Source organism: Nonomuraea coxensis DSM 45129 (genome assembly GCF_019397265.1).
GTDB classification, from domain to species: domain Bacteria; phylum Actinomycetota; class Actinomycetes; order Streptosporangiales; family Streptosporangiaceae; genus Nonomuraea; species Nonomuraea coxensis.
Genome location: NZ_CP068985.1, coordinates 6714490 through 6734973, shown reverse-complemented (window position 1 = coordinate 6734973; position 20484 = coordinate 6714490). Strand labels below are relative to the sequence as shown.

Annotated in this window: 14 protein-coding genes; 7 read left to right on the top strand and 7 right to left on the bottom strand. The window is 72.2% G+C overall.

What is annotated here, in order from left to right; translation table 11 throughout:
- The first annotated feature begins 408 nt into the window (after positions 1-408).
- Positions 409-2889: a leucine--tRNA ligase gene (gene leuS, locus Nocox_RS31515; RefSeq protein WP_026214620.1), complete on the top strand. Its 2481-nt coding sequence runs from the start codon at positions 409-411 to the stop codon at positions 2887-2889.
- Positions 2890-2892: 3 nt separating this feature from the next.
- On the opposite strand, the gene Nocox_RS31510 is transcribed toward leuS, so the two are convergent.
- Together Nocox_RS31510 and Nocox_RS31505 are read right to left on the bottom strand one after the other, a co-directional pair.
- The gene (locus Nocox_RS31510; RefSeq protein ID WP_020544573.1) at positions 2893-3861 is read right to left on the bottom strand and encodes a TIGR03557 family F420-dependent LLM class oxidoreductase; all 969 of its coding nucleotides are present in this window, start codon (positions 3859-3861) and stop codon (positions 2893-2895) included.
- A gap of 28 nt (positions 3862-3889) precedes the next feature.
- The gene (locus tag Nocox_RS31505) at positions 3890-4330 is read right to left on the bottom strand and encodes a hypothetical protein (RefSeq protein WP_033409784.1); all 441 of its coding nucleotides are present in this window, start codon (positions 4328-4330) and stop codon (positions 3890-3892) included.
- Positions 4331-4471: 141 nt separating this feature from the next.
- Between Nocox_RS31505 and Nocox_RS31500 the strand changes: the two genes are divergently transcribed.
- Entirely contained in the window at positions 4472-7624 is a 3153-nt protein-coding gene (locus Nocox_RS31500; protein ID WP_020544575.1) for a S41 family peptidase, read from the top strand.
- Between the two features lie 52 nt (positions 7625-7676).
- Here the strand turns inward: Nocox_RS31500 and Nocox_RS31495 are convergent, their stop codons facing one another.
- Positions 7677-8702, bottom strand: coding sequence for a MalY/PatB family protein (locus tag Nocox_RS31495; protein WP_020544576.1), 1026 nt, complete (start codon positions 8700-8702; stop codon positions 7677-7679).
- A 163-nt stretch (positions 8703-8865) separates the two neighbouring features.
- Here Nocox_RS31495 and Nocox_RS31490 point away from each other — a divergent pair, with 163 nt between their 5' ends.
- The 3 genes from Nocox_RS31490 to Nocox_RS31480 all read left to right on the top strand — a co-directional run bounded on the left by Nocox_RS31490 (position 8866) and on the right by Nocox_RS31480 (position 12169).
- Positions 8866-9708 carry an aminoglycoside adenylyltransferase domain-containing protein gene (locus tag Nocox_RS31490; RefSeq protein WP_020544577.1) on the top strand — a complete coding sequence of 281 codons (843 nt, stop codon included), beginning with the start codon at positions 8866-8868 and terminating at the stop codon, positions 9706-9708.
- Between the two features lie 116 nt (positions 9709-9824).
- Entirely contained in the window at positions 9825-10955 is a 1131-nt protein-coding gene (locus Nocox_RS31485) for an MFS transporter (protein WP_020544578.1), read from the top strand.
- Positions 10952-12169, top strand: a complete 1218-nt coding sequence (locus tag Nocox_RS31480; protein WP_020544579.1) for an aminopeptidase — start codon at positions 10952-10954, stop codon at positions 12167-12169. The genes Nocox_RS31485 and Nocox_RS31480 overlap by 4 nt, the downstream gene beginning before the upstream one ends.
- Here Nocox_RS31480 and Nocox_RS31475 read toward each other — a convergent pair.
- From Nocox_RS31475 to groL, 3 genes are all read right to left on the bottom strand, one after another.
- Positions 12114-13379 (bottom strand): MFS transporter, encoded by a 1266-nt coding sequence (locus Nocox_RS31475; protein ID WP_020544580.1) that lies wholly within the window; start codon positions 13377-13379, stop codon positions 12114-12116. The genes Nocox_RS31480 and Nocox_RS31475 overlap by 56 nt on opposite strands.
- Before the next feature lie 152 nt (positions 13380-13531).
- Entirely contained in the window at positions 13532-14443 is a 912-nt protein-coding gene (locus Nocox_RS31470; RefSeq protein WP_020544581.1) for an aldo/keto reductase, read from the bottom strand.
- A 98-nt stretch (positions 14444-14541) separates the two neighbouring features.
- The gene (gene groL, locus Nocox_RS31465) at positions 14542-16161 is read right to left on the bottom strand and encodes a chaperonin GroEL (protein WP_219495523.1); all 1620 of its coding nucleotides are present in this window, start codon (positions 16159-16161) and stop codon (positions 14542-14544) included.
- A 174-nt stretch (positions 16162-16335) separates the two neighbouring features.
- On the opposite strand from groL, the gene Nocox_RS31460 reads away from it, so the two are divergent.
- A complete protein-coding gene (locus Nocox_RS31460; RefSeq protein WP_020542025.1) occupies positions 16336-16959 on the top strand; it encodes a TetR/AcrR family transcriptional regulator in 624 nt (207 codons plus the stop codon).
- Between the two features lie 394 nt (positions 16960-17353).
- Here Nocox_RS31460 and lexA read toward each other — a convergent pair whose 3' ends face one another.
- Entirely contained in the window at positions 17354-18061 is a 708-nt protein-coding gene (lexA, locus tag Nocox_RS31455) for a transcriptional repressor LexA (protein WP_020542024.1), read from the bottom strand.
- A gap of 1436 nt (positions 18062-19497) precedes the next feature.
- Here lexA and Nocox_RS31450 point away from each other — a divergent pair.
- The gene (locus Nocox_RS31450; RefSeq protein WP_157382919.1) at positions 19498-19863 is read left to right on the top strand and encodes a LysM peptidoglycan-binding domain-containing protein; all 366 of its coding nucleotides are present in this window, start codon (positions 19498-19500) and stop codon (positions 19861-19863) included.
- Positions 19864-20484 lie beyond the last annotated feature (621 nt).

Sequence of the window (20484 nt, the reverse complement as noted above, 5' to 3'; positions counted from 1 at the left end):
CTGTCCGGATCAACCCTTATATCCGGATTTGACGTACCAGGCATGATCTCATGGGATTTTCCAGGAGATGCGGGTGGTTCCGCAGCGAAACGAGCGAAGCCATGCGGATCCGTGGGCGGGTCCTGCATGGGCAGGCCGTCCTCCGGTCGATCGCGCTCAGCTGGGTATACCACGGCGACAAGGGTAATCTTCTGGGACGAATGAGGTCACAACGGATACATCACCATCGGGTCTCGTCAACCCTGAAGCGTCCATTGTGCCGGTACCCGTCGATCGTCTGCCTGCATTCAGCCGAAGACGTGCGCTAGGCTTGACACATGCGTTCCGCGACCCTGCTTCTTAGCGGGCCGCGACGGCCCTGAGTCTCGCCGTCGCGGCTACCCCTCGTTGTGCACGGGGGGTTTTCTTATGGGTCCGAGTCAAGCCAGAAGGACAGTAGCCGTGAGTGAGTATGACCCGCAGGCACTGCAGGCCAAGTGGCTGCAGCGCTGGGAGGAGCAGGAGCCCTACCGGGCGAGCGAAGACCCCGCCGACCCCCGCGAGCGGCGCTACATGCTCGACATGTTCCCCTACCCGTCGGGCGACCTGCACATGGGCCACGCGGAGGCGTTCGGGCTCGGCGACGTCGTGGCGCGCTACTGGATGCAGCAGGGCTACAACGTCATGCACCCCATCGGCTGGGACTCCTTCGGCCTGCCCGCCGAGAACGCCGCGATCAAGCGCAACGCGCACCCGGCGGAGTGGACCTACGCCAACATCGACACGCAGGCCCACTCCTTCAAGCGCTACGCGCTGTCCTTCGACTGGTCGCGCCGCCTGCACACCAGCGACCCCGACTACTACCGCTGGAACCAGTGGCTGTTCGTCCGCTTCTTCGAGCGCGGCCTGGCCTACCGCAAGGGCGGCCTGGTCAACTGGTGCCCCAACGACCAGACGGTGCTGGCCAACGAGCAGGTCGTGGCGGGTAAGTGCGAGCGCTGCGGCGCCGACGTCATCCGCCGCGAGCTGACCCAGTGGTACTTCAAGATCACTGACTACGCGCAGCGGCTGCTGGACGACATGGAGCAGCTCCACGGCTGGCCCGAGCGGCTGCTGACCATGCAGCGCAACTGGATCGGCCGCTCCGAGGGCGCCGACGTGCTGTTCGAGATCGAGGGCCGCGAGGAGCCGGTCCAGGTCTACACCACGCGCCCCGACACCCTGTTCGGCGCCACGTTCTTCGTCGTCGCCGCCGACGCCGCGCTGGCCGAGGAGATCGTCACCGACGAGCAGCGGCCCGCGTTCGAGGCCTACCGCGCCGAGGTCGCCCGGCTGAGCGACATCGAGCGCCTGGCCACCGACAAGGAGAAGACCGGCGTCTTCCTGGGCCGCTACGCGATCAACCCGGTCAACGGCGAGCGCATCCCGGTCTGGGCGGCCGACTACGTGCTGTCCGACTACGGCCACGGCGCCATCATGGCGGTCCCCGCCCACGACCAGCGCGACCTCGACTTCGCGCGCAAGTTCGACCTGCCGGTCAGGGTCGTCGTGCACACCGGCCTGGCCGACCCGGGCGAGACCGGCGTGGCCACGCCCGGCGAGGGCACGCTGGTCAACTCCGGCCCGCTGGACGGCCTGAGCAAGGCCGAGGGCATCTCCCGGATCATCGAGCTGCTGGAGAAGGAGGGCAGGGGCACCGGCGCGGTCAACTACCGCCTGCGCGACTGGCTGCTGTCCCGCCAGCGCTACTGGGGCACGCCGATCCCGATCATCCACTGCCCCGACTGCGGCGAGGTCCCGGTCCCCGACGACCAGCTCCCCGTCACGCTGCCCGACCTGCGCGGCGAGGCGCTGGCGCCCAAGGGCGTGGCCCCGCTGGCCTCGGCCGCCGAGTGGGTCAACGTCGCCTGCCCCAAGTGCGGCGGCCAGGCCCAGCGCGACACCGACACGATGGACACCTTCGTCGACTCGTCCTGGTACTTCCTGCGTTACTGCTCGCCCGGCCACACCGACGGCCCGTTCGACGTCGAGCAGGTGCGCAAGTGGGGCCCGGTCGACCAGTACGTCGGCGGCATCGAGCACGCCGTGCTGCACCTGCTCTACTCGCGCTTCTTCACCAAGGTCCTGCACGACATGGGCATGGTGAACTTCACCGAGCCGTTCAGGCGGATGCTCAACCAGGGCCAGGTGATCAACGGCGGCAAGGCCATGTCCAAGTCGCTGGGCAACGGCGTCGACCTGGGGCAGCAGATCGACGCCTACGGCGTCGACGCGGTGCGCCTGACCATGGTCTTCGCCGGTCCGCCCGAGGACGACATCGACTGGGCCGACCTCTCGCCGCTGGCCTCGCAGAAGTTCCTGGCCCGCGCGCTGCGGGTGATGTCCGAGGTCACCAGCGAGCCCGGCACGCCGGTCGAGGGCGGCGACGCCGAGCTGCGCAAGGTCGTGCACCGCACGATCGACGAGGTCACCAAGCTGATCGACTCCTACCGCTTCAACGTGGCGGTGGCGCGCATGATGGAGCTGACCTCCGCGGCGCGCAAGGCGATCGACTCGGGCCCCGGCCCCGCCGACCCGGCCGTCCGCGAGGCCGCCGAGACGCTGGCCGTCATGCTGTCCCTGGTGGCCCCCTACACCGCGGAGGAGGGCTGGGAGCGGCTGGGCCGCACCGGTCCGGTCGCCTTCGCCGGCTGGCCGGTCGCCGACCCGGCGCTGCTGGTGCAGGAGTCGGTCACCTGCGTGGTGCAGGTGGCGGGCAAGGTCCGCGACCGCCTGGAGGTGTCGCCGGACATCTCCGAGGAGGACCTGCGTGCGCTGGCCCTGGCCTCGGAGAGGGTCTCGGCCTACCTGACCGGCATGCCGCGCAAGGTCATCGTCCGCGCGCCCAAGCTGGTCAACATCGTCCCCTGAGCCTCAGAGGGATCTGAGCGCCGGCAGGAGCTCCTTCTCGGCCCAGTCGAAGAAGGGCTCCTGCTGGTCGTGGCCGACCTGCACGAGCGCGACGTGGGTGAAGCCGGCGTCGGCGAACTTCTTGACGCTCCGCACGACGGCGTCCACGTCGTCGCCGCACGGCACGCTCTCGGCCACGTCGTCGGGCCGGACCGTGGTGGCCGCCGCGGCGAAGTTGACCGGGCCAGGCAGCTCGGCCATGACCTTCCAGCCGCCCACCGCCGACCAGCGCCACAGCTCGTGGGCGCGCTGTTCGGCGGCCTCGGCGTCGGTGCCGTAGGAGAGGGCGAGCTGGCCGTAGACCGGCTTGCCCCGCCCGCCCGCGGCGTTGAACTGCTCGACGACCTTCGGCATCGGCTCGTTGATCACCAGCGCGTCGGCCAGCTCGGCGGCGAGGGCGGCCGACTGCCCGCCCGAGGCGGCGATGCCGATCGGCACCTGCCGGTCGGGCAGGTCGTAGAGCTTGGCCGAGTCGACGTCGAAGAACTCGCCCTGGTAGGTGACGTAGTCGCCGCCGAACAGCTCCCTGATGATCCGTACGGCCTCGGCGAACATCCGGTGGCGGGTGTCGACGGGCGGCCATCCCTCGCCGATGACGTGCTCGTTGAGGTTCTCGCCGGCGCCGAGCCCGAGGGTGAACCTGCCCTGGCTGAGGACGCCCATCGTCGCCGCCTTCTGGGCCACCACGGCCGGGTGGTAGCGCATGATGGGGCAGGTCACGTACGTCATGAGCGGGATGCGCTCAGTGACCTGGGCCACGGCGCCGAGCACCGACCAGCAGTAGGGCGAGTGTCCCATTTCCTCGACCCACGGGAAGTAGTGGTCGGAGATGACGGCGTAGTCGAAGCCGATCCGCTCGGCCGCCGCGGCGTAGTCGACCAGCTCGCGAGCCGGCGTCTGTTCCGACATCAAGGTGTAGCCGATCTGTACCATGTGTCACGGCTACCCGGATATGTCCGGTTTAGTGGCGAGGTGCCGGAGCCCCGCACCTGGCCAGCTCCTCCAGGACCAGCCCCAGGCCGATGCCGAGCAGCCAGACGTCCTTGGCCACGCCGATGCCCTGCTGCGTCGGCCGGAGGCTGCCCTCGCGGCGCATGCCCGGCGTCAGGAGGTAGAGCCCCACCAGCCCGCCCGCGAACCCGGTCAGCGCCGCCCCGGCCAGCAGCGACGGCACGAACGGCAGCGCGAGCGCGGCCCCGAGCGCGAGCTCGGCCCGCGACAGGAGCCGAATGAAGCACATGGGCTCCATCGAGCCGAGGAACGGGTAGGCGCCCGCCGCCATGCCGTGCAGGCCGGCCGCCCGCTCCTCGTCGGCGCCGGCCATGTCGGCCCCCGAGTGCAGCATGTAGGCGGCCACCGCCAGCCGCGGCGGAAGCTGGTGCGCGCGGGCGAAGATCCTCATGTTCCCCTCCACGATCCGGTTGCCCGGCCACCTGCCCCCGCGCGTGCCGGACACCCCGGTCTTGCCATTCCTCGTACGTAGCCGGTCCGCCAGGAGGAGAATTCTTGGGCCGGGTTTGGCGCCGCACACTAATGTGCAGCTGTGACAAATGGCGCATACCTCAGATATCCGCACCTCCACGGTGACCTGGTCACCTTCGTCGCCGACGACGACATCTGGCTCGCCCCCCTCAGCGGCGGACGCGCCTGGCGGTTCACCGCCGACCGCGTGCCCGTGAGCGAGCCGCGGTTCTCGCCCGACGGCACCCGCATCGCGTGGACCGGCGGCAGGGAAGGCGCGCCCGAGGTGTTCGCGGCCGAGGTCGACGGACCCGAAGGCGAGCGGCTGACCTTCTGGGGCAGCGCCACGACCCGGGTGCGCGGCTGGAGCGACGACGGCCGGGTGCTGGCCGTCAGCTCCACCGGGGAGGGCTCGCGCAGCCGGACCTGGGCCCACGCCGTGCCGCTCGACGGCGGGCCGGCCGAGCGGCTGCCGTACGGCTGGGTCAGCGACGTCGCGATCTCCGGCGACCGGGTCGCCACCGTCTCGTCCATCTGGCGCGAACCCTCGCAGTGGAAGCGCTACCGGGGCGGCACGGCCGCCAAGATCTGGGTGGACGCGGACGGCGACGGCCAGTTCGCCCGCCTGTTCGCCGACAGCGCCGCCCAGCACTGGGCGGTCAACTGGATCGGCGACCGGCTGGTCTTCCTCGCCGACCCCGACGGCGTCGGCAACCTCTACTCCGCCCTGCCCGACGGCTCCGACCTGCGCCGGCACACCGCGCACGAGGAGTTCTACGCCCGCCACGCCACCGGAGACGGGACGCGGATCGTCTACAGCCACGCCGGTGACCTGTGGCTGCTGGAGAGCCTGGACGCCGAGCCGCGCCCGCTCGACATCCGGCTCGGCGGGCCGCGCCCCGGACGGGCCAGGCGGCCGGCGCCGCTGCGGGTCGGCTCGTACGCGCCGGACGCCACCGGCCGGGCCAGCGCCGTCGAGATCCGCGGCACCGCCCACTGGGTCGCCCACCGCGACGGCCCCGCCGGCACGCTGCGCGCCGAGCCCGGCGTCCGCGTACGGCTGCCGCGCGTGCTCGACGCCGACGGCCACGCCATCTGGGTCTCCGACGCGAGCGGCGAGGAGGGCCTGGAGATCGGCACGCCCGGCGGCGAGGTCCGCACGCTGGCGACCGGGCAGCTCGGGCGGGTGCTGGAGCTGGAGGCGGCACCCGACGGCAAGCACGCCGCCGTGGCCACCCACGACGGGCGGCTGCTCGTCGTGGACCTGGAGTCGGGCGCGCTGCGCGAGCTGGACCGCACCTCGCAGGGCGACCTCAGCGGGCTGACGTTCTCACCCGACTCCTCGTGGCTGGCCTGGGTCCATCCGCACGAGGAGCCGCTGTCGCAGATCAGGATGGGCCGGGTGGACGGCACCTCGGTGATCGAGGTGACGCCGGTGCGCTTCGCCGACTACGACCCGATGTTCACCCGGGACGGCAAGCATCTGGCCTTCCTGTCGATGCGCACCTTCGATCCCGTCTACGACGCGCACGTCTTCGACATGTCGTTCCCGCAGGCGTGCCGGCCGTACCTGGTGCCGCTGAAGGCGGACACGCCCTCGCCGTTCGACCCCTCGCTCCAGGGCCGCGGTTTCAACGGCGAGGACGACAAGCCCGGCAAGGACGACAAATCCTCCAAGGACGACACGCCGCCGCGGACCGAGGTGGACCCCGAAGGGCTCGGCTCGCGCGTGGTGCCCGTACCGGTGCCCGCCGGCCGCTACGGCAACCTGCGCACCGCCAAGGACGCCCTGCTGTGGCTGCGCCACCCGCTCGCCGGCCAGCTCGGCGACGGCAGCGACGCGACCCACGAGACCGTGCTGGAACGCTACGACCTCAAGAAGCGCGCCAAGAGCGAGCTCGGCAGGGAGATCCGCTCCTTCGAGGTGAGCGGCGACGGCACCCGCCTGGTCGTCCACGGCAAGAACGGCCTGCAGACCCGCGCCGCGAGCGAGGGCGACGAGGTCGTCACCATCGACCTCGACCGGATCACGGTGCAGCTCGACCCCGTCGCCGAGTGGCGGCAGGGCTACCGCGAGGCCGGCCGGCTCATGCGCGACCACTACTGGCGCGAGGACATGAACGGCGTCGACTGGCAGGCCGTGCTCGACCGCTACGCGCCGCTGGTCGAGCGCCTCGGCGCCCACACCGAGCTGATCGACCTGCTCTGGGAGGTCCAGGGCGAGCTCGGCACCTCCCACGCCTACGCCACTCCTCCCGCGGGCGGCTCCGACCCGCGCCGCCGCCAGGGCCTGCTCGGCGCCGACCTCGCCAAGGACGCCGACGGCGTGTGGCGGGTCGAGCGCATCCTCGCCGGCGAGTCCTCCGACCACGAGGCCCGCTCGCCGCTGCTCGCCCCCGGCGTCGCGGTCCGTCCCGGAGACGCGATCGTCGCCGTCGGCGGGCGTCCGGTCGATCCGGTACGCGGCCCGCTCGCCCTCCTCGCCGGCACCGCCGGCCATCCGGTGGAGCTGACCGTGCGGCCGGGGTCGGGCGGCGAGACGCGCCGGGTCGTGGTGAGCCCGCTCGCCGACGAGACGGCGCTGCGTTACCACGACTGGGTGGAGAGCCGGCGGGCCCACGTCAGGGAGAGCTCCGGCGGGCGGCTCGGCTACCTGCACGTGCCGGACATGGTGGCCTCAGGATGGGCGCAGTTCCATCGCGACCTGCGTACCGAGATGTCCTACGACGGGCTCGTCGTGGACCTGCGGGACAACGGCGGCGGGCACCTGTCCGAGCTGGTGCTGGAGAAGCTCAGCCGCAAGGTCAGCGGCTGGATGCGGGCCCGCGGGTTCGAGCCGCGCCGCTACCCGGCCGACTCGCCGCGCGGGCCGGTCGTCGCCGTCACCGACGAGTTCGCCGGCTCCGACGGCGACATCGTCAGCGCCGGGATCAAGATCCGCGGCCTCGGGCCGCTCGTCGGCACCCGGACGTGGGGCGGCGTGATCGGCATCGACGGGCGCTACCACCTGGTGGACGGCACCCGGGTCACCCAGCCGCGGTACTCGTTCTGGCTGGAGGGGCACGGCTGGGGGGTGGAGAACCACGGCGTCGACCCCGACGTCGAGGTGGTCGCCACGCCGCAGGACCGGGCCGCCGGGCGGGACCCGCAGCTCGACCGGGCGATAGAGCTGGCGCTCGCCGCCCTCGACGAGCACCCGCCCGCCACCCCGCCCGACCTTCCGCCCCTGCCCTGACCGGCCTCGCCGTACCGGCCCGCCTCCCGCCGGGGCGGGCCGGTCGCCGGGATCAGGCCAGGCGGGACAGCCGGTCCAGGATCTCGGCGAGGACGGGCTCGGAGGTGGCGAAGTTCAGCCGGACGTACTCCGCGCCGCCCGGCTCCGCGCCGCCCGGCCCGAACGCGGCCCCGTCCGAGAGCATGACCTTGGCCTCGCGTTCGAGGACCTCCGCCATCCCGGCCCGCCCCGTGTGCAGCCAGGCCAGGTACGTGGCCTCCGGCATCCGGTAGCCGAACGTCGCCGGCAGCCGCGCGGCGATGGTCCGCCGGTTGCGGTCCAGCAGCGCCCGCACCTCCTCCAGCCAGGCGTCCCCGTGCCGCCAGGCGGCGACGGTGGCCTCGACGCCGAACAGGTTCGGCGAGCCGAACAGGAACGGCGGCTGCGCCTCCAGCGCCTTGCGGACGCCCTCGTGCCCCAGGTGGGCGACCGAGCAGCGGATGCCGCCCAGGTTGAACGCCTTGGTGGCGGAGGTGAGCGTCACCGTACGAGCTGGGGCGATCGTGGCGAAGGGGATGTGCCGGTGCGGCGCGAAGGTCAGGTCGGCGTGGATCTCGTCGGCGATGACCAGCAGGTCGTGGCGCTCGGCCAGCTCGGCCAGCTCCTCCAGCTCCGCGCGGGTGAGCACGCGGCCGGTCGGGTTGTGCGGGTTGACCAGCAGGAGCACCCGGCAGCCCGTCAGGTCGGGGACGGCGAAGCGCCACGAGTCGCCGTCCGGCTCGGCCTGGATCGGGCGCACCGGGCGTTCCATGACCTCCAGCGTGCCGAGGAACGGGTGGTAGGCGGGGGTGTGCAGCGCCACGCCGTCGCCCGGCCGGGTCCAGAGGTGCAGCAGCACCTGGAGCGCCTGGTTGACGTCGGAGAAGGCGTGGACGCGGGAGATGTCGGGGGACCAGCCGTGGCGGGCGGCCATCCGCTCGCCGAACGCCTCCGCCAGCGGGCCCGCGTTCGGCGAGTCCAGCCAGGTCGGATAGCCGAGGTCGCCGTCGGCGCGCCGGTGCAGGGCCTCGATGACCGCCGGGGCGGTGGGCAGGTCCATGTCGGCGATCCAGGCTGGAATGACTCCGGCCTCAGCTTTCGACCATTTGAAGCCGTCATTTCGTGCTTTGAGGTCTTCCACGCTGTATGCCTTGTTCACCTAGGCATTCTAGGATTTGCATTGTCCTGAGGGGGTGTCGCGACCTGTGGCAGGCTGGGCGGCCATGACCCCCCACCCGAAGATCGAGGCGATCGTCGAGACGTACCTGTCGCTGGCCGACGCGGAGGCTCCCGGCCTGATCGAAGGGCTCTACCTGGAGGGCTCGGCCGCCCTAGACGACTACCACCCGGCCACGAGCGACGTCGACTTCGTGGCCGTGACCTCGGCCGCGCCGCCCGCCGAGGTGCTCGCCCGCATCCACACGAGCCTCGGCGCCCACCCGTTCGAGGGCGTCTACCTCACCTGGGACGACCTCCGCGGCAACCCCTGCGACCTGGACGCCCGCCCCGGAGCCCACGCCGGGCGGTTCGAGCCGCGCCGCGGCGTCACCCCGGTCACCTGGCACACCCTCGCGCGCCACGGCGTCACCTGCCGCGGTCCCAAGCCGGACGAGTTCGACATCTGGAGCGATCCAGACGTGCTCGCCGCGTGGACCGACGACAACCTCGACCGCTACTGGCGGCGCGTGGTGAGCCGGGCCGCCAGCCCGGTGCGGCCCTGGGGGCTCGCGGCCCTCGGCGGGTACGCGACCGTGTGGATCGTCACAGGTGTCTCCCGGCTGCACTACACGCTGGCCACCGGCGAGGTGACCTCGAAGACGGGCGCGGCCCGGCACGCGCTGACGGCGTTCCCCGAGCGCTGGCAGCGCGTGGTGCGCGAGGCGCTGAGGCTGCGCGAGCAGGACGACGCCTGGCCGACGATCGGCGGCCTGCTATCGGGGCTCGGCGAGCACGTCGGCACGCTCCGGCGCTCTCTCTACGGCTCGCCCTTCGACCGCCGCAGGGACGTGCTGGACTTCGCCCGGCAGGCGATCGAGGCAGCGCACGCGCTGTACGCGGCGCGCTAGGACGCTTCGCCGGGACCGCTTGGAAAGCGCTTCCCGAGGTTCCGCCGACGCGACCTTCCCAACAGGTCTTGGGAAAGCTACTATTCCAACATGCCTTGGGAAACCCGGGGCGGGCGATGACGTGGCTCCTGCTGCTCTGCGCGGGCTCGTGTTTCCTGTCACTCGGCCTGCTCATCCCCGCCATCCCCGTCCACGTCACCGGTGTCCTCGGCCAGGGTCCCGCCTGGGTCGGCGCCTGCCTGGCGGTCACGGCGGTGTGCGCGGTGCTCGCCAGGCCCCTCGCGGGACGGCTGGCGGACCGGCGGAGCCGCAGGTTCGCCGCGGCGGCCGGCGCCGCGCTGCTGGCGCTCACCTCCGGTGCCGTGCCGTGGACGGGCACGTTGCCGTCGTTCCTCGCCTGCCGCGCCGTCGCGGGAGTCGGCGAGGCCCTGATGTACGTCGGCCTGGCTGCCGCGGCCAGTGACCACGACCGTCCAGGCCCGGCGCTCAACGGCTTCTCCGTCGCGGTCAACGCGGGACTGCTGGCCGGCGCGCCGATCGCCGCGGCGGTCGCCGCACTGGCCGGCCCGCGGGCCGTGTGGACGCTGTCCGCGGCCGTGGCCGCCGCCGCCTTCACCGCCTGCCTGTTCCTGACCGACCCCCGGGACGGCGGCGACCCGGCAGCCGCCGGCGAAGGCCGCCGCTCCGGCACGGGCATCCACCGGGCAGGACTGGTGCCGGGGCTGGCGTACTGGGCGTCGGTGTGGGGATACACCGCCTTCAGCGCCTTCCTGCCGCTCCACCTGGCCGCGCTCGGCGGAGGCAGCGGCCCGCACTTCCTGGTCTACGGCTGTGTGCTGCTCGGCGTACGGGTGGGCGGCCATCGGGTGCTCGCCCGGATGCCCGCGGGCAGGACGGCGACCGCCGCGCTGCTGCTGACCGCCGCGGGGCTGGTCCTGTTCGTCGCGTGGCCCACCGTCACGGGGGCGTTGTGGGCCACGGCCGTGCTGGCGGCCGGGCAGGCGCTCGGCCTCCCGGCGTTCCTGACGATGGCGGTGACCGGCGTGCCCGCCGGGCAGCGCGGCTCGGCGGTGGCCACCACCACGGCCTTCTTCGACCTCGGCTTCCTGAGCGCGGCCCTCGCGCTCGGCGCCGTCGCACAGTCCCACGGCCTGGCCCGAGGATTCGCCCTCGCCGCCTGCGTCGCGGGCCTGGCCCCGCTGCTCCTGACCCTTCACCCGCAGAACGTCTCAAGGAGAACGACATGACCATCCCGTCCGCTGACCTGGCCGGCTACGCCGACGTCGTCTTCGACGTCGCCGTGCCGGTCGCCGCCGGCGACCGCGTGCTGATCAACGCCGAGATCGAGCACGCCCCGCTGGCCCGCGCCCTGACCGAGGCGGCGTACGCCAGAGGCGCCCGCTACGTCGACATCTGGTACTTCGACCCCCACGCCAAACGCTCCCGCGTCCGGCACGCCGACGCCGAGACCCTGCACGAGGTGCCGTCCTGGCTGGACGCCCGCAACGAGGAACTGGCCCGCCACTGCGGCATCCTGGTCAACATCCGCGGCGCCGCCGCACCGGACCTGCTCGCCGGGCAGGACCCCGTCAGGGCCGGCCGCGACCGCATGCCGCACCTGTCGTCCAGGCAGCGGCTCCAGCTCGGCAACCTCGTCCGCTGGGTCATGGTGCCGTGCCCGACGGCGGAATGGGCCCAGGCGATCTTCGGCGAGCCCGACGAGGCCCGGCTGTGGGAGCACCTGCGCCCCATCCTGCGCCTGGACCAGCCCGACCCCCGCGCCGCCTGGCAGCAGCGCCTCGCCGACCTGCTCGAACGCGCCGAGACCCTCACCGCGATGCGCCTGGACGCCGTCCGCTTCGAGGGGCCGGGCACCGACCTGACCATCGGCCTGCTGCCCGGCGCGCACTGGACGGCGGCGCGGCTCGAATCGGTCCGCGGGCACGTGTTCCAGGCGAACTTCCCCACGGAGGAGGTGTTCACCACGCCCGACTACCGGCGTGTCGAGGGCACCGTCCGCTCGACGCGTCCGCTCTCCCTCGACGGCACCGTCGTACGGGACCTGGAGCTGACGTTCAGCGCCGGCGTGGTGAGCCGGGTCCGGGCGAGCACCGGCGCGGACGTCGTCCGCACCCACCAGGCGACGGACGCCGGCGCCGCCCGGCTGGGCGAGCTGGCGCTCGTCGACGGCACCTCACCGGTCGGCCGGTCGGGCGTCACCTACCTGGAGACGCTCCTGGACGAGAACGCCACCTGCCACCTCGCGTGGGGCGCGGGGCTGCCTCCCGGCGTGCCGGAACACCTGCGCACCGGGGACGCCGCCGCGCTCGACGCGGCCGGGGTCAACACCTCCGGCGTCCACGTGGACTTCATGGTGGGCGGTCCCGAGGTCACCGTCACCGGCATCAGCCAGGACGGCGGCGCGATCGAGCTGCTGCGCGACGACGCATGGCAGGTATGAGCGGCATCGCGACCGGCTCCTGGACCTTGGCGGGCTGTTCCCCGACCGGCGCCTGACGTCCGGCGAGCAGGAACAGCAGCCACGCCACGGCGCTGACGACGGCGCAGCAGACCAGCGCCGCGTGGTAGCCGAGGGCCTGGGAGACGCCTCCGGCGGCGATGCCGGACACCAGCGCCCCGGCTGCCGCGGTGTTGGCGAACAGCGTGGTGGCCCGGCCGGGGGCGCGCGGGAACAGGTCCTGCATGTGGCTGATGCCCAGCGCGCCCACGAAGGCGATGGCGACGCCTCGGGCGAGGTGAACGAGCACCAGCGCCACGGTCGAGGTGAACGTCGCCAGGAGCGCGAGGTACGCCGTCATGAGCGCCATGCCGAGCAGGACCGCCCGCCGCCTGCTCCACCGGCCGGGGAGCAGCAGGGCGAGCGCCGCGGGGATCTCGGCCGCCGCGCACACGCTGAACATCCACCCGACCGTGCCGGCCGAGCCGTGCAGCCCTTGCGTGACGTACAGCGGCAGCACCACTGCCCCCGAGAACATCGCGGTGTGGAACAGGGTGAAGGCGGCGACCGGCAGCGCGGCGGCGCGCACGGACACGGCCGGGCCCCCGTCCGCCCCGGCGGATTCCGGTACGGGCGCGCGGCTGCCGCCGAGTCCGAGCACGGCCACGACCATCAGGCAGTACCCGGCGGCGGTGGCCGCGAGCACCGCGGTGTAGCCGCCCCCGCCCAGCAGCGCGCCGCCCGCCAGGGGGCCGACCGCCCAGGCGAGCGACCACGCCGAGCGCAGCACAGGAGTACGGGCCCCGGAACCGGACGTCGTCTCGTCCGCGTGGCTCCTGGCCAGAGCGAACAGCTGCGGGAACGCCGCGGCGCCCGGGCCGATGAACAGCACGGCGACGAGGAGCAGCAGCGGATAGGGCGGGCCGGTCAGGAGCAGCAGGTATCCCGTCCCGGCCAGGGACGCGGCCAGCATGGCCGGCCGCCGTCCAGGCCGGCGGTCGTAGAGGCGGCCGAGCAGGATGCTGACGGCCATGCCGCTCAGCGACGTCATGGAGACGAAGACGCCGATCTCCAGTGCCGATAAGCGCAGCCGTTCCGCGCCGAACAGGACGAGGTAAGGGCCGATCATGGCCTCGGTGACACCGAGCAGCAGAACGGCCGTCAGGAGGGTGATGAGCCGGCGCCGCGGCGTGGAGGCCGAAGTTGATCTCATCGCAGCCCGCTACCCAGCCGGCCCTGATCGCACGCCCGTCGCCGCGCCGCTCCTCGGGACGCCGCGCCGCGAGGCCGCCGCCGCGCGCCCCTGGCCAAGCTGGCCCGGGGCGAGCGTGCGATCACGCGCCGGCGTCGGCCCCTCTCCTCGGCTCACGTGAGGCGCGTGCGCAGCTCGTCGTACACGTCCGGCGGCAGCGGGCCCTTGCCGGCGGCGGCGACGTTGGCCTGGACGTGCGCGACCTGGGCCGAGCCGACGAGCACCGCGTCCAGCGCCGGGTGGCCGAGCAGGAAGCGGAGCAGCAGCTCCATCGGTGAGGCGCCGTCCGCCAGATCGTCCAGCCGGGCGGCGGTGAGCCGTTCGTGCAGGACGGCGAGCGGCCGGCGGATCTGTTCCGGGAGGACGTCGGGCGGCGGCGTGAGCGGCCGGGCGATCGAGCCGCGGGCGATCGTGCCCGCACCGGCGGCCGCGGCCGCGGTGATGAGGTCGCCGTGGGACAGGTCCAGCGGAGAGTACGGCACGAGGTACACGTCGAACACGTCCATGGCGATGTGGTCCGGAAGGTGCGGCAGCTCGCCCGACATCCCCGTGAAGCGGATCGTGCCTTCGGCCTGGAGGGCGAGCATCTCGGCGATGGTGTCCTCGCTCCGCATGACGGCGACGCTGGGGCTCATGTGGACCATCAGGATGTCGAGGTGGTCGGTGCGCATGCGGCGCAGGCTCCGCTCGACGCCGGCGCGGATGTTCGTTCTGCTGTAGTCGTGCGGTGGCTGCGCTCGCGGGTCGCCGCCCGCGGACACCGGGCAGCCGCACTTGCTGGACAGGACGAATTCCGCACGTCTGTGGGAGATCCAGCGGCCGACGTGCTCCTCGGCGTCGCCGTAATCGGGTGAGGTGTCGATGAGGTTGATCCCCGAGTCGAGGACGGTGTTCAGCAGCGTGCCCGCTCGGTCGTCGGTGACCGGCGGGCCCCACGCCCGGGGCCCGCGGAGCTCCATCGCTCCGTAGCCGAGGCGGCTGACCTGGAGTCCGGTCCTGCCGAGGCCGGTGGTGGGCAGTGTCACGTCGGCACCCTCTCTTTCGTCGAAGCCCTCTCCGGAAGCCCCGGCCGGCCGCGCCGCGACGGGGGACGCGGCCGGCCGCGGGCCGGCCGTGGACGGGCTCAGTAGTCCATGTCGCCGCCACCCGGCATGGCGGGAGCGGCAGCGGCCTTCTCGGGCTTCTCGGCGATGACGGCCTCGGTGGTCAGGAAGAGAGCCGCGATGGACGCGGCGTTCTGCAGCGCGGAGCGCGTCACCTTGGCCGGGTCGATGATCCCCGACTCGAACATGTTGACGTACTCGCCGCTGGCGGCGTTGAGGCCCTCACCCGGAGTCAGGTTGCGGACCTTCTCCACCACGACGCCGCCCTCAAGACCGGCGTTGACCGCGATCTGCTTGAGCGGCTCTTCCAGAGCCTTCATGACGATCGCGGCACCCGTGGCCTCGTCGCCGGACAACTCCAGGAACGCCTTCGCGCCGGCCTGCAGCAGCGCCACGCCACCACCGGGGACGATGCCCTCCTCGACGGCCGCCTTGGCGTTGCGCACGGCGTCCTCGATGCGGTGCTTGCGCTCCTTCAGCTCGACCTCGGTGGCCGCGCCCGCCTTGATCACGGCGACGCCACCGGCCAGCTTGGCCAGCCGCTCCTGGAGCTTCTCGCGGTCGTAGTCGGAGTCGGTGCGCTCGATCTCGGCGCGGATCTCGTTGACCCGGCCGGAGATCTGCTCGGCGTCACCGGCGCCGTCGACGATCGTGGTCTCGTCCTTGGTGACGACCACCTTGCGCGCGCGGCCCAGCAGGTCGAGGGTGGCGTTCTCCAGCTTGAGACCGACCTCCTCGGCGATGACCTGGCCACCGGTCAGGATGGCGATGTCGTTGAGCATGGCCTTGCGGCGGTCACCGAAGCCCGGGGCCTTGACGGCCACGGAGCGGAACAGGCCGCGGATCTTGTTGACGACCAGGGTGGCCAGGGCCTCGCCCTCGACGTCCTCGGCGATGATCAGCAGCGGCTTGCCGGACTGCACGACCTTGTCGAGCAGGGGCAGCAGGTCCTTGTTGGCGGAGACCTTGCTGTTGACGATCAGGATGTAGGGGTCCTCGAGGACGGCCTCCATCCGGTCGGAGTCGGTGACGAAGTACATCGACACCATGCCCTTGTCGAAGCGCATGCCCTCGGTGAGCTCGAGCTCCAGGCCGAAGGTGTTGCTCTCCTCGACGGTGATGACGCCTTCCTTGCCGACCTTGTCCATCGCCTCGGCGATGAGCGAGCCGATCTCGGGGTCGGCGGCGGAGATGGAGGCGGTGGAGGCGATCTGCTCCTTGGTCTCCACGTCCTTGGCCAGCTTGGAGAGCTCCTCGCTGACGCGCTCGACGGCGGCCTCGATGCCCTTCTTCAGGGCCATCGGGTTGGCGCCGGCGGCGACGTTGCGCAGGCCCTCACGTACCAGCGCCTGGGCGAGCACGGTGGCGGTGGTGGTGCCGTCGCCGGCGACGTCGTCGGTCTTCTTGGCGACTTCCTTGACCAGCTCGGCGCCGATCTTCTCCCAAGGGTCCTCGAGCTCGATCTCCTTGGCGATGGACACACCGTCGTTGGTGATGGTGGGGGCGCCCCACTTCTTCTCCAGCACGACGTTGCGGCCCTTGGGGCCCAAGGTCACCTTGACGGCGTCAGCGAGCTGGTTCATACCGCGCTCGAGACCGCGCCGGGCGTCCTCGTCAAACGCGATCATCTTGGACGTCATTCCTGCTCCTGTGCTCGTGAATGGGGGAGGCCCGGGACGGCGCCCGCGACGGACGGCCCGTCGAGGGCGGCCGGCCTGCCCTCGAGACCTCGCCGTCCCGACTGCCGCCACTATAACCACATGTTGCGTGTCACGCACTATATGCGTGCCACGCAATGAATGTAGAGTTCTGCCATGAACGACGACGCCATGAACCTGCGGGCGCGCAACAAACAGGCCACGCGCGAGGCGATCAGTCACGCCGCGCTCCGGCTGGCCATCGACCAGGGGCCCCACGGGCTGGCGCTGGTGCGCGTCCAGGACATCGCCTCGGCGGCGGGAGTCTCACCCCGCACCTACAACAACTACTTCTCCAGCCGGGAGGAGGCGATCTGCTCCTTCCAGGCCGACCAGTCCAGGCGCGCGGGACAGGCGCTGTCCGCCCGCCCGGCCGAGGAGCCGCTGGATCGCGCCATCGTCGCGGCCATGGTGGAGCTGTACACCGACCCGGAGCCCGACAGGGCCGGCCTGCGGATGATCATGTCGACGCCGGAGCTGGAGGGCGAGGCGCTCAAGGCGTTCACCATGGCCGAGGGGCCGCTCGCCGAGGCGATCGCGGCCCGCGCGGGGATGGACATGGAACGTGACCTCTTCCCCGCCGTCACCGCCGCCGCGGTCGCCGGCGCCATCCGCGTGGCGGGGCGGCACTGGCTCGCCTCCAGCAGCTCCGCGTCCTTCGCCGACGTCGTGCGCGAGGCCCTCGCCTGTGTCGTTCCTCCCGCACCGGCCCCGCGGTCACGCCCCTCGTCGCCCGAGTAAGAATGGCTTCACCTCGACCTCGCCCCAGACGCCAGGATCGCCTTCGCCGACCGGCGAGGGCGTCCGGGCCGCCGGCGGACGTCGACGCCTGGCCGGCACCGTACGGGCGGTTGTGGAGCGATCGGCTGGGCGCGCCGGGAGGCCATCTCGACACCAGACCGGACGCCTGACTGGATTCCCGTCGCCACGTCGTGGCTTCCTCTGGCCTGTGGGCGGGCCGGGGTCGGCGGTGCGGTGCCGTACCCCGGTCTTCGGCCCCCGGCCCCGGTCCTCGGTCTCCGGTCGGGCTCGGGAGCATCATCCATCTTCAGGTGTGCGCCAGAACAGGAAAGGCCGCGGTGCCGCGCTGCGGCGGATGAGGTGCCCCGGCCCTCCGCCCGTTTCCCGCCGGCTGTCAGAGCCGGCGCAGGACCGCCACGACCTTGCCCAGGACGCTGGCCTCGTCGCCGGGGATCGGCTCGTAGTTCGCGTTGTGGGGGACCAGCCAGATGTGCCCGTCCTTGCGCTTGAACGTCTTGACCGTGGCCTCGCCCTCGATCATGGCGGCCACGATGTCGCCGCTCTCGGCGACCGGCTGCTGGCGTACGACGACCCAGTCGCCGTCGGCGATGGCGGCGTCGATCATCGAGTCACCGGCGACCTGCAGGAGGAACAGGGTGCCCTCGCCGACGAGCTGCTTCGGCAGCGCGAAGACGTCCTCGACGCTCTCTTCGGCCAGGATGGGCCCACCGGCGGCGATGCGGCCGACGAGCGGGACGTACGCGGCGGTGGGCCGGCTGACCGTCGGCTCCTCGTCGGTGGCGTCGGGGTCGACCCACATCACCGGCTCGCCCGGCAGACGCACCTCCAGAGCACGGGGGCGGTGCGGGTCACGCCTCAAGTAGCCCTTGCGCTGCAAAGCCGTCAGCTGGTGGGACACACTGGAGGTGCTCGTCAACTGCACGGCTTCGCCGATCTCCCGCATGGAGGGCGGATATCCGCGCTGCTGCACCGAGTCGCGGATCACTTCCAGGATCTTGCGCTGCCTGGGCGTCAGACCCAGGGAGTCACGTCGGCGCACCGCGAGGTCGCTGACCCCGTTCGCGTCATCCCGCTCGGTCATGCTGCTCCTCCTCGCCCGGATGCCTGCCTCACCGGCGAAGCTCCCGTTCTGTGGTCTTCATGTCGCACAACGCGACCGTATCTCGAATGAAGATCATCTTCAAACAATTGTTCGAGTCTTCCTCGAAATTGGCGCGAGTGTGGTGTACAACATCGTACGGGAGTTCGATCGACACCGTGTTCGATTTGCTGATCTTATTTGGCCTTTTCCTCGGGCCACACGGCGGGAGGTCAACCATGCGAACGACCACAAACACGGACACGACCAGCGAAGACGCCAAACGCCTCACGCTCATTGCCGATGTCACGCAGAGCAAGGACCGATGTCCAGACAATACGCGGGCAGAAGCCGGTGGCCGCGGCAATTCCGGCAAGAGGTTGGGGTTCCGTCCGGGGGGTTCGGGAAGGCGCGGTGGATCGTCGCCCGGTGGGGGCGACCGCGCCGTCCGGGGCGCCGGTTCTGGCGCCTTTCGCGAGGCTGGATCTGATGCCGAGGGCAGCGGCCCCGTCGGCGGCGCCCGTTCTGCCGGTGGCTCGGGGCAGGGGAGGCCGCGGCTGCGTCTGGTGCCGCCGCCCCGTCCGGACGAGGACGGCGCCTGCGAGGAGCCGCCCCCCGGTCGCGACGGCCGCCGGCGGGCGGGAGCCGAGGGCTCGTCCGAGGCTCGCGGCTCGCTGGAGGCGGTGAGGCGGGGGCCGCCGGCGGGCCGTCGTACGTCCGGCCCGAGGCGAGCGTACGGTGGCCCGGCCCCCGGCCAGGGCGCAACGGACGGGTCCGAGCGGGACGCCGAGCGCGAAGGACGGCGAGGATCCAGGGCCGGTACGGGTCGGGGAGGGCCTGGAACCGGCAGACGATTCCGCCTTGGCCTGAGACGCCGCCGCCGTTTCCAGAAGGGCGTGACCGCGTCGCCGCAGGAGCCGATCGGGTCCCGTGAGAGGGAGGCGGCGCCCGGTGAGCGCGGCGGCTCCGCGATGGCCGGACGACGTGCGCCGTCGGCTGGGCGTGACGGCGGCCGGTCGGGCGGACGGGGGCCGGGGGTGGGTGGCGGCGGTGTCGCGTCGATCGGGCGGGCCGGGCCGGGCGCTCCCGGCAGCGCCAAGGTGGCCGGACGAGGGGGTGCGCCCGGTGCGCGCAAAGCGTCCGGACGTGGTGGCCTCCGGGCGGCAGTTCGTCGGGCTCCTTCGCCGGGGAATGACGTTTCCTCGGCTGGGCGTGACGTCACATTCGCGGGAAGTGGCGGCTTTTCGGCGGACGGTGGTGTTCCTACGGGTGGGCGTGACGGGTCCACGACGGGCGCGGGCGTCTTCCCGGCTTCGGCGGGTGGTACGTCGGAGAGGCGTGGGCTCGTCCTGGCCGGGAGTGGTGCTGCGGCGGCTCGTGAGCTTCGGCAGGGGCGTTCGGCTGTGGGGGGTGGGCGTTCGAAGGCGCGGCGAGGGCGGTTGCGCCGGTTGCGCCGGGTGCGTCGGCGGGCGGAGGCGGCGGCGGCGCCGGTGCGGTTGACGCGGCGCGGGCGGGCCGTGGTGGTCGTGGCGATGGCGTTGTTGTCGCTCGGCGGGTTCTGGCTCGGGTCCCGGGCGGCCGGCCATGCGGCGGTGAAGGTCGTGGTGCCTGCTCACGCCGGGCTCCCGTGGGTGGAGGTTCGTGAAGGGGACACGTTGCGGGAGGTCGCCGACGCGCTGTCCGAGGGCGAGGATTCCCGGGCTGTGGCAGAGGCGATCATGCGCCTCAACGGTTTGTCCGACCTCGTCGTTCGGCCCGGCGACCGGTTGTACGTGCCCAGGGACGTGGCGGCAGTGGCCCGCTGAGCGGCCGGCGGCCGGCGGCCCGTTGTCCGGCTCGCGCCCGTTGAGAGGGGGCAACTCGGAGGGCGGACGCAGGGGGATGGGGATGGGTGCCCGGGCAGCATGCCGCGAACGGCGCGCCCCGGGCAACGCATCGGGAACCGCGCGTCCCGGGCAGCATGTCGGGAACAGCGCGCCCCGGGCCAGCCTGTCCCGGGCAGCCCGCCCCGGGCGGCGCCCTTCGCTCCTCGCCATTCACGGGTCGGCGCTTCTGGGGCAGGGGATTGACTGAAAGGGCGGGGGCGGGGGCGGCGGAGAAGGGGGCCGTGTGTGAGGAACGCCCATTTTGGATGTGTCTCGCGCCGTAAAAGGGCCTTTGACCAGGGGAAGTGGCGAGGCGCTCGGGCACGCTGAGGTGTCCGGTACCGTTGTGAGGTTTGTTCACCACCGTGGCGGTCAGCAAGAGGTGTGACGCTCTCCGAGGCGACACGCCGAGCCTCTCCGGGGACGCGGGTGCTGATCAGCGACTTCGGTGGGACGGTGCCGCTCAACTTGCGTTCATGGTCGCTCGCTTCTACGGTTGGACCACAACATCTAGTAGTTACACCGATGTAGTTCACCACACCTTGTGTTTCCGTGACCGCT

Bases quoted from the DNA above. Each gene is read 5' to 3' on its own strand.
- leuS (WP_026214620.1), top strand. From the start codon at position 409: ATGGGTCCGAGTCAAGCCAGAAGGACAGTAGCCGTGAGTGAGTATGAC.
- Nocox_RS31510 (WP_020544573.1), bottom strand. From the start codon at position 3,861: ATGGTACAGATCGGCTACACCTTGATGTCGGAACAGACGCCGGCTCGC.
- Nocox_RS31505 (WP_033409784.1), bottom strand. From the start codon at position 4,330: ATGAGGATCTTCGCCCGCGCGCACCAGCTTCCGCCGCGGCTGGCGGTG.
- Nocox_RS31495 (WP_020544576.1), bottom strand. From the start codon at position 8,702: ATGGACCTGCCCACCGCCCCGGCGGTCATCGAGGCCCTGCACCGGCGC.
- Nocox_RS31490 (WP_020544577.1), top strand. From the start codon at position 8,866: ATGACCCCCCACCCGAAGATCGAGGCGATCGTCGAGACGTACCTGTCG.
- Nocox_RS31485 (WP_020544578.1), top strand. From the start codon at position 9,825: ATGACGTGGCTCCTGCTGCTCTGCGCGGGCTCGTGTTTCCTGTCACTC.
- Nocox_RS31480 (WP_020544579.1), top strand. From the start codon at position 10,952: ATGACCATCCCGTCCGCTGACCTGGCCGGCTACGCCGACGTCGTCTTC.
- Nocox_RS31475 (WP_020544580.1), bottom strand. From the start codon at position 13,379: ATGAGATCAACTTCGGCCTCCACGCCGCGGCGCCGGCTCATCACCCTC.
- groL (WP_219495523.1), bottom strand. From the start codon at position 16,161: ATGACGTCCAAGATGATCGCGTTTGACGAGGACGCCCGGCGCGGTCTC.
- Nocox_RS31460 (WP_020542025.1), top strand. From the start codon at position 16,336: ATGAACGACGACGCCATGAACCTGCGGGCGCGCAACAAACAGGCCACG.
- lexA (WP_020542024.1), bottom strand. From the start codon at position 18,061: ATGACCGAGCGGGATGACGCGAACGGGGTCAGCGACCTCGCGGTGCGC.